General features: G+C 33.8%; 17 protein-coding genes. 6 read left to right on the plus strand and 11 right to left on the minus strand.

Translation table 11 applies throughout. From position 1 onward, the window contains the following. Positions 1-136 precede the first annotated feature (136 nt). Positions 137-1,126 (plus strand): pepsin/retropepsin-like aspartic protease family protein, encoded by a 990-nt coding sequence (locus tag U6A24_RS06340; RefSeq protein WP_324179105.1) that lies wholly within the window; start codon positions 137-139, stop codon positions 1,124-1,126. A 35-nt stretch (positions 1,127-1,161) separates the two neighbouring features. Continuing rightward, a complete protein-coding gene (locus U6A24_RS06345) occupies positions 1,162-2,085 on the plus strand; it encodes a glycogen-binding domain-containing protein (protein ID WP_324179538.1) in 924 nt (307 codons plus the stop codon). Between the two features lie 15 nt (positions 2,086-2,100). On the opposite strand, the gene moaA is transcribed toward U6A24_RS06345, so the two are convergent. The 10 genes from moaA to U6A24_RS06395 all read right to left on the minus strand — a co-directional run bounded on the left by moaA (position 2,101) and on the right by U6A24_RS06395 (position 9,387). Continuing rightward, positions 2,101-3,150, minus strand: a complete 1,050-nt coding sequence (moaA, locus tag U6A24_RS06350) for a GTP 3',8-cyclase MoaA (protein WP_324179106.1) — start codon at positions 3,148-3,150, stop codon at positions 2,101-2,103. Further along, a complete protein-coding gene (gene moaCB / locus U6A24_RS06355) occupies positions 3,143-4,054 on the minus strand; it encodes a bifunctional molybdenum cofactor biosynthesis protein MoaC/MoaB (RefSeq protein WP_324179107.1) in 912 nt (303 codons plus the stop codon). The genes moaA and moaCB overlap by 8 nt, the downstream gene beginning before the upstream one ends. A gap of 42 nt (positions 4,055-4,096) precedes the next feature. Next, on the minus strand, positions 4,097-4,366 hold the full coding sequence (locus U6A24_RS06360; RefSeq protein ID WP_324179108.1) for a four helix bundle protein: 270 nt from the start codon (positions 4,364-4,366) through the stop codon (positions 4,097-4,099). 44 nt (positions 4,367-4,410) lie between these two features. Beyond that, the gene (locus U6A24_RS06365) at positions 4,411-4,854 is read right to left on the minus strand and encodes a molybdenum cofactor biosynthesis protein MoaE (protein ID WP_324179109.1); all 444 of its coding nucleotides are present in this window, start codon (positions 4,852-4,854) and stop codon (positions 4,411-4,413) included. A gap of 7 nt (positions 4,855-4,861) precedes the next feature. Further along, a complete protein-coding gene (locus U6A24_RS06370; protein WP_324179110.1) occupies positions 4,862-5,956 on the minus strand; it encodes a HesA/MoeB/ThiF family protein in 1,095 nt (364 codons plus the stop codon). Positions 5,957-5,966: 10 nt separating this feature from the next. Then, a complete protein-coding gene (locus tag U6A24_RS06375) occupies positions 5,967-6,203 on the minus strand; it encodes a MoaD/ThiS family protein (protein WP_324179111.1) in 237 nt (78 codons plus the stop codon). Further along, entirely contained in the window at positions 6,187-6,771 is a 585-nt protein-coding gene (gene mobA / locus U6A24_RS06380; protein WP_324179112.1) for a molybdenum cofactor guanylyltransferase, read from the minus strand. The genes U6A24_RS06375 and mobA overlap by 17 nt, the downstream gene beginning before the upstream one ends. Then, positions 6,768-7,103 carry a winged helix-turn-helix domain-containing protein gene (locus tag U6A24_RS06385; RefSeq protein ID WP_324179113.1) on the minus strand — a complete coding sequence of 112 codons (336 nt, stop codon included), beginning with the start codon at positions 7,101-7,103 and terminating at the stop codon, positions 6,768-6,770. Before U6A24_RS06385 ends, mobA begins: the two co-directional genes overlap by 4 nt. Positions 7,104-7,235: 132 nt before the next feature. Further along, positions 7,236-8,411, minus strand: a complete 1,176-nt coding sequence (locus U6A24_RS06390) for a molybdopterin molybdotransferase MoeA (protein WP_324179114.1) — start codon at positions 8,409-8,411, stop codon at positions 7,236-7,238. Between the two features lie 157 nt (positions 8,412-8,568). After that, entirely contained in the window at positions 8,569-9,387 is an 819-nt protein-coding gene (locus tag U6A24_RS06395) for a helix-turn-helix domain-containing protein (protein WP_324179115.1), read from the minus strand. 165 nt (positions 9,388-9,552) lie between these two features. Between U6A24_RS06395 and U6A24_RS06400 the strand changes: the two genes are divergently transcribed. The 4 genes from U6A24_RS06400 (at position 9,553) to U6A24_RS06415 (ending at position 11,512) form a co-directional block, all read left to right on the plus strand. Then, positions 9,553-9,984: an SRPBCC family protein gene (locus U6A24_RS06400; protein WP_324179116.1), complete on the plus strand. Its 432-nt coding sequence runs from the start codon at positions 9,553-9,555 to the stop codon at positions 9,982-9,984. Between the two features lie 148 nt (positions 9,985-10,132). After that, positions 10,133-10,609: a hypothetical protein gene (locus U6A24_RS06405; protein WP_324179117.1), complete on the plus strand. Its 477-nt coding sequence runs from the start codon at positions 10,133-10,135 to the stop codon at positions 10,607-10,609. Positions 10,610-10,662: 53 nt separating this feature from the next. Next, positions 10,663-10,923 (plus strand): DUF1801 domain-containing protein, encoded by a 261-nt coding sequence (locus U6A24_RS06410; RefSeq protein ID WP_324179118.1) that lies wholly within the window; start codon positions 10,663-10,665, stop codon positions 10,921-10,923. A 160-nt stretch (positions 10,924-11,083) separates the two neighbouring features. Continuing rightward, positions 11,084-11,512 (plus strand): hypothetical protein, encoded by a 429-nt coding sequence (locus U6A24_RS06415; protein WP_324179119.1) that lies wholly within the window; start codon positions 11,084-11,086, stop codon positions 11,510-11,512. A gap of 341 nt (positions 11,513-11,853) precedes the next feature. Here U6A24_RS06415 and U6A24_RS06420 read toward each other — a convergent pair whose 3' ends face one another. After that, a complete protein-coding gene (locus U6A24_RS06420) occupies positions 11,854-12,708 on the minus strand; it encodes a phytanoyl-CoA dioxygenase family protein (RefSeq protein ID WP_324179120.1) in 855 nt (284 codons plus the stop codon).

Consider the following 12,708-nt stretch of genomic DNA (forward strand, 5'->3'; position numbering starts at 1 on the left):
TAACTCTGATACGAATAATGTACTATGATATTTATCATGGTTGTTGCGCAAGCCAGACTCTTAATTTTATATTAAACTTACTGCCAATAGTCTTAAAAAATGTAACATAAGTTACTCATGGTGGGTCATATCTGTTATGAAGAAAATTCTTTATAGGATATTGTTTTATTTGATCTGCATAACAGAAGTTTTTGCAAGTATCAATCCTCCTGGAAATAGTTTTTTTTCAACCCATGATGAAGTCATTTTTTCAAAAGCTGAAGTTCTTAATGAATACACCGCTAGAATTCCCTTCAAACTTATTGATCATTTAATTGTTGTCGAGGCCGAAGTTCTTGACAAAAAAGGAGATTTCATAATTGATACGGGATCGGAGACTTTAATACTTAATGAAGTTCATTTTCCCCTTAAAAAACGCTTTTACTCAAAAAAGAAACGAACTTCTGGAGTTATTGCAGTAATGGACGATACTTTTGAGAAAAATGTGAAGGATTTCATTTTGCAAAATTTCAACTTAAAGAATAAAGTTTCAGATATTGTTAATCTGTCACATATTGAGAAGGCAAAAAAAATGCATTTACTAGGAGTAATAGGATATAATATCCTAAAAGATTATGAGATATTTATAGATATGCATCTAAACCAAATTACGCTTTCCAAAGTAAACAAACATGGTGATCTATTAGATAAAAATGTATATGCAGAAAAAATAATCGATAGTATTAATTTTAACCTTAAGAAACATACCATTGTGATTAATGGAAAAGTTGACAATGAGGAAGTTAGATTTGGGCTAGATAGTGCAGCAGAATTTAATCAGATAAATAAAAAAGTGGATAAAAAAGTGTTAAAGCATTTTTATCCCAAAAGGCGATTGGTGTTAATGGGCGCCAGTAATGATAAGATTGAAGTTTTGGCAGGAAAATTGTTTCGTGTTAAACTAAGCGAAACTGTTTATTTTGGACCAATGTATACCGTTTTGACTAATCTAAATAAAATGAACGAAGCTTTTGGAACCAATTTGGATGGTGTATTAGGCTATGAATTTTTTCAACAAAAGAGGACCATTATTAATTATCAAAAAGAAAAGCTTTACTTTGTAAAGTATCCAATACTAAGACATTGATAAAAAGAATAGTACATAACGTCATTTTTTTGATTGTGGCTTTCGCCAGTTGCTGCACTTATGCCCAAACTAAAGTGTTTAAAGGGTATAAGATCGAAGGAGATATGTTGGTATTTGTTTTTGACAAAAGAGATTATGAACAAGCTTCAATGGCCAGTCACCTATTTGATCTCGAAGATCTGAATATAAAAAATGTTGTTGTTTCTGGAGAGTTTAACAACTGGTCGAAAGACAAATGGAGTATGATTCAGATTGATGAAAATAGATATGAACTCAGAAAAAAACTAAGTGATTTTACCGATGAATTTTCATGGGAATTTAAATTCGTAATAAATAATAGATATTGGGCAGAACCTTCTCGTCGAGATGAAAATGCAGTAAGAGCCTTTGAAAATGGTCACAAGTTACCTACATATAATTTGAAGATGTATCTGGCTTACCCAGATAAAAGTGGTAATGTAACGTTCAAGCTTAATGGTTATGATACCGCCAGGAAAGTAGTGTTAAGTGGTAGTTTTAATAAATGGAATGAGGATTTGTTTACCATGGTAAGAGGTAAAGATTGTTGGACTATCACATTAAATATCAGACCTGGAGAATATCAATATAAGTTTATCATAGATGGTGAATGGATAGCGGATCCTTTGAATCCAAATAAGAAGTTAAATGAGTTTAACGGCTATAACTCTATAATTAATGTTAAAGCACCAATTAACTTTATGCTTAATGGATTTTTTGATGCAGAAGAAGTAATTCTCTCGGGGACATTTAATGATTGGTCAGAAAATGAGTATAAAATGACGCGTACTAAAAAAGGGTGGGTTATGACTCTTATGTTATCCGGGGGGAAGCATCATTATAAGTATATAGTAGATAATGAATGGATATTGGATCCTAATAATCCCGTTCGCGAATATGATTATGATGGCAATGTTAATTCGGTTTGTATGGTGAAGTAAAGTTCATAATAAAAGTTATCCGCCGATAGTTATCATACTTCGATTGTTATGCCCGTCGATGTCTTTAAATTTATCCAATGTGTCCATGCCACTACGAACCTTGAATTTTTTTTGTACTGATTTTTCAATAATTGGTGTTATTGGTTTTCCTTCACGTAGCGGTGTTAATAAGTCGGATTCAGTTGAAGAAAATAAACAATTTTTTATTTGCCCATTGGCAGTTAATCTAATTCTATTACAGCCGTCACAAAAAGGATTGGTAACCGAACTTATGATCGCAAAAGTACCTTGATACCCTTGTATTTGATAACTTTTGGTAGTATCGTTAGGAGCATCTTCGAGTTTTACTATTTCGTTTTTGGTAAATGCTGTATTTACTTCCGACAGAATTTCTTGTAAAGAAACCATTTTATCCATATTCCATCGATTACCATCAAAAGGCATAAATTCAATAAATCTTATATGCACTGGTAATTCTTTTCCTAACTTAATAAAATCAATGGTTTCATCGTCATTAAAGCCTTTCATCAAAACACAATTTATCTTTACATTAAATCCTTCTTTGACTAATAAAAGTATATTGTTGTATACTTTATCGAAATATGATCTACGAGTAATTTCTTTGTTTTTTTGAGGACTCAAAGAATCTAGGCTTACATTTAGATTATTAATACCACATTTCTTGAAAAGATCAATGAATTTATCTACAATCACTCCGTTTGTTGTAAGTGTAAGTTCTACTGGTAAAGAGGCAAGTTTTTCTATAATATTGGCCGCATCTTTTCGAACTAATGGCTCTCCACCTGTAAGACGTATTTTGGTTACCCCAAGGTTTACAAATTCTTGAGCAATCGTATAAATTTCTTCATACGTCATGATATGTTCTTTAGGGGACAATTGAATGCCTTCAGCAGGCATACAATACGTACAGCGCAAATTGCACCTTTCGGTTAGAGAAATACGTAGATAGTTATGTTTTCTACCAAAGGTGTCGGTAAGTATATTTTTTTCTTTAGATCCCAAGGGTTTTGAAAATCCTTGGGATCTGGTATTTGATTTAATCATGTCTCGCGCCTTTTAAAATTCTAAATACATGCAAAATCTCTGGAAAAATTGCATCCATTGATTCTCTCGCACCATTGGTAGAACCCGGAAGCGCCATTACAAGGGTGTTTTTAATAGTTCCAACCACACTTCTTGATAGCATCGCATAGGGCATGCGGTCTTGCCCATATTTGCGAATGGCCTCTTCTACACCAGGAATGGTTCGATCTAAGAGAGGTTTTAAAGCTTCTGGAGTAACATCTCGTTTTGATAAACCCGTACCCCCAGTAAAGATAATTAGATCTGCTGCTTGTTCGTGGTATTGTTTGGTCTTTTCCCGAATGGTTTCAACTTCATCGGGAATGATACTATAATCTAAAATTTCAACCTCGCATTTTTCTAGTTTCGTAATGATAGCTTTACCAGCTTTATCTTCTTTTTTGCCTTCAGAAATGGAGTCGGAACAGACAATTACTGCAGCTTTAAGATCTCTACGAAATTTATCTTTATAATCTGATTTTCCTCCTTTTTTCTTTAACAATTTGATGTGATGAATTTCAACTCCTTTGTCTATTGGTTTTAACATGTCATACATGTTAAGAGCTACCACACTTGCTCCATGCATTGCTTCGACTTCGACTCCTGTTTTATATATAGTTTTTATAGTAACCAAAACTGCAATTTCAAGACCTTTTATTTCATACTCAATACCGGTATACTCGATAGGTAAAGGATGGCAATCTGGCAGCAAATCTGGAGTTTTTTTTACGCCCAGCAATCCAGCCGCTTTACTCATTGCAAATACATCCCCTTTGGGCACGGTGCCATTTTGGATAGCCGCTATAGTCTCCGGCCTACTTACTTTTACAATAGCTTGAGCTGTGGCTATTCGCAGCGTTGATGCTTTATGTGTAATGTCTACCATAGAAATAATAAATTACAAATTACAAGATCCAAAATTCAAAAATCAATCTTTAGTTTTATTAATAATACTGGAAAGAATCTTATTTAACTCCATTGCTTCTTTCCGCGCTATTTTTAACCGCATCTTAAAATCTTCAGGCCCTAGAGATTCATTAGCTTCAATATAATTTGCTCCTATTGAGCCAGAAGAACGTACCACCTGTTTAATATCACTTGAGTTAATCAGTGAAGTTTCTAAATTTTTGCAAAAATGTCTAACATCTAGCGCGAAGTTGAAAGTTCTATCTTGTAAATCATATTTTTGTTTAAGCATTACTTCTTTTTGAAATTTGAATTATTGAATTTTACAAAATAGCGTTAGCTATTTTGTTTCCATTGATGTGTCTGATCCTCGAAAATTTCTTTTCCAAAAACAGGAACATCTGCTTTTATTGCTTCTACAACAAATTCTAGGGCTTCAAAAACTACCCGTCGTCTGGGTGAAGACACAAAAACAAATAAACAAATCTCACCTGTTTTTACGGTACCCAGGCTATGATAAATATGCATGCACGTAAGGTCAAATTTGGCGAAGGTAGCTTCTCGTATGTCATGAAATTTTTGATTTGCCATTTCTTCATATGCCGTGTAATCAATAGCGGTAATAACTTTACCGTTGATCTCATCGGCACGTACTTGTCCAAGAAAAATATTGTGTGCTCCAATACTGGTTTTGGCTTGGTGTTTTGCAATAGATTCTCCTATAAATTCTGAAGAGATCGCGCCTTGTCTAAATACGTTTTTTGGTTTCGTCTTTTCCATTTTAATTTTATACTTCTTTTAAAATCTGTTCTTCATGAAGCGCTATAGCACCTCCTTTTACATGGGATACATTTGTAAATCCATGATCTTGAAGAATTTCTACAGCTTTTCTACTCCTAACACCTGACTGACAAAAGAGAATGATTTCCTGTTCCTTTTTATACGATGAAATGTTTTTCTCAAGAGTAGCTAGCGGAATATAATCAGGATTCAAACTTTCTATTTTAGGTTGTTCATGTGGTTCACGAATGTCAATACATTGGCAATTTTCTATTCGAAAAACATCTTTTGCCAGAATTTCCTTAATCCTTTCAATACCACAAAAAAGATCATAATCGGTATTTTCAAAATTTTTGGTAATTGCCTTTACTTTCAATACTTCGGCATCTACACGATGTATTGAAAATGTAGAAAATTGGGTCGAAAGGCTATCATACATTAATAATTTTCCATGCAAAGTTTCTCCAATACCTAACGCTATTTTTATAACTTCATTGGCCTGTAAACTGCCTATGATTCCGGGCAAAACGCCCAAAACTCCTATTTCTGAACAAGAAGGAATACTACCTGCTTTGGGAGGCTCGGGAAACAAACATCTATAGGTTGGGCCTTTTTTATAATTAAAAACAGAAACCTGTCCTTCATATTTAAAAATAGCTCCATATACCAAAGGTTTATCGGTAATTACGCAGGCATCATTTACCAGGTAGCGAGTAGAAAAATTATCAGATCCGTCTACAATGATATCATATTTAGAAAAAATAGTAATTGCATTTTTTGGAGTTAATTTCTCGGGATATGCATTTACATGTATAGTTGGATTAAGATCTTCGAGACGATTTTTGGCGGCCAGGGCCTTATTCTTTCCTACAGAACTATCCCCATAAAGAATTTGACGATGAAGGTTGGAAATTTCAACAACATCAAAATCTATGATTCCAATGGTGCCTACACCTGCCGCTGCGAGATATTGCAATGCAGGACAACCTAATCCACCGGCACCTATCACCAAAACTTTGGAAGAATTAAGTTTTTTTTGCCCTTCTTCTCCAATCTCGGGGAGTATGATTTGTCTATGATATCTAGAATTAAATGTATTCATTTGTCATATTTTATCCTCCTGCAAAGGGAGGTAATAATGCAACTTCAGCTTCAGTATTAATTGTATAATTATTACCAACAAGTTCTTGATTAACGGCGACTTTAAAATCCTTATCTCTAAGCTTCGGATACTCATCTTTGAGGGTATTTAAAAGCTCGGCAACAGAACACACATCGATATGCAATTGTTCTTCTGTGATTGCAGTCGCTTCTGCCAACATTCCAAAATATTTAATAGTCAATTGCATTTGTAATGGTTTTTAAATCTTCAATTGTGTTTATATTTTTTACCAAAAACAAGTCTTCGTTATCTACGGCAATGGTTTTGGTATTTAATGCTGAGACCAGTTTACGTAAACGTTTTTCTCCTTTCGACAATAATTCGAAACATTTTTCTGCACAATGCTTTTTGTATAAAGCAATTAGCGGAATGGTTTTTCCCTGGGCCTCAAATTGAAAAACATCATAATCTTCATTTTTATATTGAAGCAACTTTTTTAATAGGGAAGTAGTAACGAGAGGTACGTCACAACTTACCACCAAATTATCATCAGTTTCTGAATTTGTCAACCCCGTATGCAATCCGGCAACAGGACCAGATTCTGTAATGATATCCTCAACTCTTTTTACTCCAAAAACATCATATTGCCAATTGCTGCTCACAATTATGATGTCGCTTACCAAAGGTCGAAGAGCCTCTATGATATGCTGTACAAAAGGTTTGCCTTGCAATAAGAGTAATCCTTTTTCACTACCCATTCTTGAGCTTTTGCCTCCGGCCAATATAATTCCTGTTTTGTTTCTTTGAGAACTCATAAAGAAATTTGTTTCAGCTCATTATCCAAAAATTCCCAACATTTTTGATTGATATGGTCAAAAGTGTTTATTACGTCTTCGCCATAATCTGTTAACCGAGCGCCTCCGCCACCTTTTCCTCCTGTTGTAGTAATCACCAGGGGTTTTTGAGCCGTTTTATTCATACTATCCATAAGATTCCATGCTTTTTTATAAGACATATCAAGTGTTACGGCTGCTTTACGTAATGATCCTGTTTTGGAAATGGCTTTTAATAAACGCACCCTTCCTTCGCCAAGAAAAACTCCATGCTCTGATTCTATCCAGATTCTGCTTTTTATCTTATAATCCATTGTTCCAAATAAAGCGTTTGGTTTTTAAAGATACAACGAATTTTTGGTGCTTGTACTCGCTTTATTTAAATTTTAGCAAATAAAGATTTTAGCGTTTGGTTTTTTTATGATAATAATCATTTCCCGGAGGTTTCATGACAAATTAATAATCTGTATACTATCTCCAGGTTTAACTTTTGAAACTTCCTCTGGAAGGTATACCAAGACATTTGCCAATGCAAAAGAACGAAGCATTGAAGAAGCCTGCCCGTCAAGAATGGTAACTTTATCGTCTTTTAATAAAGCTTTTAAAAACTCTGCGCGTTCTCCTTTTTTTGAATAGTCTGAATTTGAGATAGCTGTGCTACGTTTTAAATGATATTGTTGCAAGCCGGATATTTTTTGTAATGCCGGAAGCACATAAATATAAAAACAGCTTAACGAAGAAGCGGGATTACCCGGTAGTGCAAAAATGGTGGTATTATCTTTTTGGGCGAAATAAAGCGGTTTGCCGGGTTTTTGTTTCACTTTGTAAAAAATTTCTTCTACTTGAATATCACGCAGGGCTTTGCCCACAAAGTCATAATCTCCAACCGAGATTCCACCAGAGATCAAAACAACATCATATTCTTGTATTGCCTTTTCTATAATCGATCGGGTAGCATCATACTGATCTTCAACTTTATGAAAGTTTATGGTTGTAAAACCAGCAGTCGTAAGGGCGGAAGATAACATTACAGAGTTACTCTCATAAATTTGCCCGTATTTTAATTTTTGACCTGGTGGTACTAATTCATTTCCGGTTGCAATAATTGCAATAGAAGGTTTTTTGTATACTTCGATATCTGTAATTCCCAGGGTCGCCAAATAACCAATAGCAGCAGCAGTTATAGTGGTTCCCGCAACAAGTGCAATTTCCCTTTCTTTAATTTGCTCTCCGGCAGGTCGAATATTCGCATCAAGGGTAGGAGATTCTTGCACAAGTATGTTACTATCGATTACTTCTACTTTTTCTTGCATAATTACGGCCTTTGCTTCAGCGGGTACCGGGGCCCCGGTAAAAATTCTAATAGCTTCCCCTTTTTTTAATACAGGATCCTTATCATCACCTGCTTGAACTTCTCCAATAAGTGAGTAGGTTTTTTCTTCAATGGACCCCAGGGCATATCCATCCATAGCCGATTGCCTGAATGGAGGCATATTGATTGGAGACAATACATCTTTTGCCAATACAAACCCTATAGCATTGGATATAGATAGGGTAGTAATTTCTTTGGTTTGCTTTATATGATTGTCAACAAGTTGAAGTGCTTTTTCTACGGGTACCATGAATTGTGATTGATTATTGATGTAAAGATACTGCGAATTGTGAAGAGTGATAAATAGTTTGTAAAATTTGGTATAAAAAACCTTTTATTAATAGAAATCTTAACAAGTTAATTATCACAAGGCCCGAGACGTTATATTTTAAGAAATCAAGCAACTACTAGACCCCATAAAATAAGTTAGAAACATAATAGGCAGCATGATGTTCTGAAGAAGTAATAAATTTATGAAACTCTAACGGCGACATTGAAGTTTGTTTTTTTAAATCATGTATAAAATGAGATTGATCAAAATAGCCATCGGGTACTATAGTATCTAATTTCTCTCCATTTAATAGTTTAAATGTATGACTTTGCATTCTTACTATGCGTGTATAGGACTTTGCAGACATTCCTAAATACATTTTAAACAGTTGTTGCAACCTTCTTTGCGTTAAATTTATTTTTGAGTTAATTGCATTAATAGAAATATGACCTCGATTGGATAAGATATTATTTAAAGCGACATAAACTCTTTTGTCTACAAGAGCCTCATTTTTATATTGATTAAGAATCGTCAAAACTTTTTGCAATACCAATTCGCTATTTAAATCAGAGTTAATTAACTCCTCAAGACGTTCGGATAGATACTTAGAAAAGCAATGAATAGGAACTCTAAGTTCAGAAAACTCATTTGCTGGAATACCTGTCAAATAAGGTATGGCATAGGGTTGAAGCTGAATGGTCAATGCCCTTTTAATGACACTCATGTTCAACTCAAATGGTGTCAATGCGTTTCCAGAGAGATATGAACTTGTTTCTAGCACATTATTATTGATGTTTTTAATCGTAAAACTTGTTCCCGATATTACATTAATATAGGGATAACCTGTGGGAAAAGCTTTAACGTTGATGTTAATTCCATTAGTTTCTTCTATAATCCACATATTTCTTATAAGAATATTAGAGATTTTGTCTAATGGTAGAGGGATAATACGCATAGTTTGTAAAATACACTAATTTAAGGATTTAAGTTAATTATCGGGATTTCGTTTTTTTACAATACTTGATTTTTAATAAATAGTTTCTTTGTTGGAATGATGGTTATAACCCTTTTCGTTTATAACACATTTCAATGAAAAATGGCGATCACAAATTTTTAAATTATGAAATACACTGTCGAAACTATTATTGAAAAACCTCTGGACCAAGTAATTGAACTTTATAACAATCCAACTTATTATCGTGATTGGATGCCTGGAATAATTAGTCATACTATTACTTCGGGAAATAAAAGAGAGCAAGGAACAAAATCAGTGTTTAAATTTCAAATGAATGGAAAGAATTTTAATATAGAAGAAACCATTATTAAGAATCGCAATACTGAAATAGTTTCTCAATTTGTTGCAAATGGCACTGTGAATATTCAATGCACATTGTTTTCTGAAACTTCAAACGGCAATACACTTTACCAGGTAAATGAATCTTTTCAGTTAAAAGGTTTTATGAAAATCATTGGGTTCTTAATGCCAGGTTCTTTTAAAAAGCAAACCGAACAGTTTGTACAGGCGTTTAAGCAATATGCAGAAAATCAATAGCATCAAAAATTAACATTTTTTTTGTATTCCTTGTCCAAAAAAAATAGGTGTATTCGTCTATATAGTAGTAGGGTTAAATGAGTCACTTATTTAGGGTAAATGAGAAGCATATAGAACATTCTACATTAATTAGCAATAACCAATATTTATGAAAAAAACATTTTACTTGGGGCTAGTTACTTTGTTCATGATACAAAGCATGATGTCACAAAGTTTCTTCGAAACTGCTTCAAAAAACGAATGGGAAGGTAAAGGAGAACTACTAGGAAGTACTGCATCTTTTCGCATGAACTGGGAACCTATTCTTGAGGGGAAATTTTTTAGACTCTCATTTCAGAATCAAAGAGATCAATCCAAGGAATACATATTCAGGGCTATGGGAGTATATCAACCCAATAGCGATGATACATTTACAGGAACTTGGTTCGATTCGGGAGGTTTTTCTTTTCCGATAAAAGGAAGTTTTTCTGAAAATGAACTTGTTGTATATTGGGGTACCCCAGAAACTGAAGAAGGAAAAACTATCTACACTATTAATGAAGGTGGTTCTGTTTCTGTGAGGGACTATGTTCTCAAAGATGGAAAATTAATACAATTTGGAAAGGCAAGCTATGAAAAACAGTAAAAAATAAGGATTATGCTTATGATGTTCAAACACCAGATGAATATTTAGAAAAAATGGAAGAAGATTGGAGAAAAGAAAAGGTAATCCTTATTCATAATATGATCCTGAAAGAACAAGGACTGAAAGAATATATCAATTACAAAATGCTGGCCTACGGAGATGGTAAACAAGAACCACTTCTTCATCTCAATGCTCAAAAAAATTATGTAAGCCTTTATGTAGGGAATATTGATAAAGTTGAAAAAGCGCGGGAATTACTAAATCCTTTTGATATGGGTAAAGGCTGTATTAGAATTAAAAAAACATTGCCATAGAAAGTACTAACCTGGCTGTCTTTATTGATAAAGTTATTGAATTATGGAAAAAAGGTAATAATCTGGATTGTTAAAACAATACAGAGGGTGAAGGAAATGTCTAAATTGCTTAGACGGTTATGCGATAGTCTTTTTAACATAAGGTGAAAAACATTTTAAAATGTCAGATAACATAATTGAATGGAACCTCCATTTAAATTCAAGTATTCAGAAAGTTTATAAGTATCTGTCTACTCAAGATGGGAGAGAAAAATTTTGGGCAGAATCTGCTCCCGATTCTAATAACTATATCGATTTTACATTTCCGAACGGACAACAATATAAAGGTAAAATAATAGTAAATAACCCTTATACCCATTTTCGAATTGAGTACTTTAATTCTATAGTTGATTTTTATCTTACTGAAGATGAATTAGGGGGAACCGATTTGAAAATAAGAAATACAAAAGTTTCAGAAAAAGACTATCAAACAAATTATGCCGGTTGGGTTTCATTGCTGCTTATATTAAAGGCAGCGATTGACTATAATATTGATTTACGAAATCATAACAGAAACAAGACGTGGGATCACAAATATGTGGACAACTGAAGGCATGTCTTAGTTTACAAACGCAACAAAAAGAAAAGTAAGACTTGTGTTTTCCCGCTGGCTAGTTACCACACAAAGGTATATCAACAACTTAAAAATACAAAAAGCCAGTTTCATTTTTAAAACCAGCTTGTTTTTGTATTACTTACTCATGCTTCACTAGTCGCAGACTAGCCAATCATATTTGAGCGATCGAGATTCTGTTTATTGCGCCTGTATGTTAACCAAATAATAATCTTCTTTAAGCTGAAGTAACTATTACAAGGAATAAAAATCTTCTTTTTTCCATTTCAATTATGCAGAGTATTCATGATTGGCGATTCATAGCTTTCACTAATGGACTAACCCAAAACCTCTTTCCAATCTAATTTGTCATTATGTGAATGTGTGTAACCCATAGCTCTTTCTTGCTTTATAGTTTCAGAATCTCTAAAAGCCATTACATAGGTCTTTCTCCATTCACTTGATGAATTACCTGCTGAGCCATGAATAATACGCTCGTCATGGATTGTTACATCACCGCGTTTCACGGGTAAAAATATTGGCTGGTCTTTTTTATTAGTTTCAATAACTAATGTATGAGAAGTGTCTCTATTCATAGTTTCACCCTCATTACCATTATAGGGTTTAGGCAGGTGCACCCTTAGTTCTTTTTCTTTATTAGTTCCAGGAATTACTTGTAAGCATCCGTTAATAATATTTGAATCGCTCAAGGCCAAAGAAAAAGTCGCTGTCCAAGTATTTTTAGTTTTTGGCCAGTATCCCAAGTCTTGATGCATTGCAAATTCTGCACCTGCTTTTGAGGGCTTTTTTGCCAAAAACTGTTCATAATCCATTTCAGCTTTACCTGCTTTGTAGATTTGACTTGCAATTGATTGTGCTACTCTAAAATAAATGTTATTAGCCAGCTCTGGTCTATACATACTTGGGCACATGGCATTTACCAACTGAAACTCTTCTACTGGCGTTCCATAGGGTTGAGACATATCACAAAAGTCTTTATTCATTTGGTGTATTTCCTTACCAGAGATAAAATGATCGAACCAATAATCTAAATCTTTCAATTCGTAATCAGTTAAAACTTCTTTTAGGACCAAATATCCCAAATCATTGTAATGTTCAATTTCGCTAGATGTAATTTCATATGTATCACCATCTCTTCGGTGTTTTCCCGAAGTGTTTTTTGTCGTTTCCAT

The organism is Aquimarina gracilis, from assembly GCF_035285365.1.
GTDB lineage: Bacteria > Bacteroidota > Bacteroidia > Flavobacteriales > Flavobacteriaceae > Aquimarina > Aquimarina gracilis.

What these genes read in the sequence shown, in the direction of transcription:
- U6A24_RS06340 (WP_324179105.1), top strand. Translation starts at nt 137, where the DNA reads ATGAAGAAAATTCTTTATAGGATATTGTTTTATTTGATCTGCATAACA.
- moaA (WP_324179106.1), bottom strand. Translation starts at nt 3,150, where the DNA reads ATGATTAAATCAAATACCAGATCCCAAGGATTTTCAAAACCCTTGGGA.
- moaCB (WP_324179107.1), bottom strand. Translation starts at nt 4,054, where the DNA reads ATGGTAGACATTACACATAAAGCATCAACGCTGCGAATAGCCACAGCT.
- U6A24_RS06360 (WP_324179108.1), bottom strand. Translation starts at nt 4,366, where the DNA reads ATGCTTAAACAAAAATATGATTTACAAGATAGAACTTTCAACTTCGCG.
- U6A24_RS06365 (WP_324179109.1), bottom strand. Translation starts at nt 4,854, where the DNA reads ATGGAAAAGACGAAACCAAAAAACGTATTTAGACAAGGCGCGATCTCT.
- U6A24_RS06370 (WP_324179110.1), bottom strand. Translation starts at nt 5,956, where the DNA reads ATGAATACATTTAATTCTAGATATCATAGACAAATCATACTCCCCGAG.
- U6A24_RS06375 (WP_324179111.1), bottom strand. Translation starts at nt 6,203, where the DNA reads ATGCAATTGACTATTAAATATTTTGGAATGTTGGCAGAAGCGACTGCA.
- mobA (WP_324179112.1), bottom strand. Translation starts at nt 6,771, where the DNA reads ATGAGTTCTCAAAGAAACAAAACAGGAATTATATTGGCCGGAGGCAAA.
- U6A24_RS06385 (WP_324179113.1), bottom strand. Translation starts at nt 7,103, where the DNA reads ATGGATTATAAGATAAAAAGCAGAATCTGGATAGAATCAGAGCATGGA.
- U6A24_RS06390 (WP_324179114.1), bottom strand. Translation starts at nt 8,411, where the DNA reads ATGGTACCCGTAGAAAAAGCACTTCAACTTGTTGACAATCATATAAAG.
- U6A24_RS06395 (WP_324179115.1), bottom strand. Translation starts at nt 9,387, where the DNA reads ATGCGTATTATCCCTCTACCATTAGACAAAATCTCTAATATTCTTATA.
- U6A24_RS06400 (WP_324179116.1), top strand. Translation starts at nt 9,553, where the DNA reads ATGAAATACACTGTCGAAACTATTATTGAAAAACCTCTGGACCAAGTA.
- U6A24_RS06405 (WP_324179117.1), top strand. Translation starts at nt 10,133, where the DNA reads ATGAAAAAAACATTTTACTTGGGGCTAGTTACTTTGTTCATGATACAA.
- U6A24_RS06410 (WP_324179118.1), top strand. Translation starts at nt 10,663, where the DNA reads ATGGAAGAAGATTGGAGAAAAGAAAAGGTAATCCTTATTCATAATATG.
- U6A24_RS06415 (WP_324179119.1), top strand. Translation starts at nt 11,084, where the DNA reads ATGTCAGATAACATAATTGAATGGAACCTCCATTTAAATTCAAGTATT.
- U6A24_RS06420 (WP_324179120.1), bottom strand. Translation starts at nt 12,708, where the DNA reads ATGGAAACGACAAAAAACACTTCGGGAAAACACCGAAGAGATGGTGAT.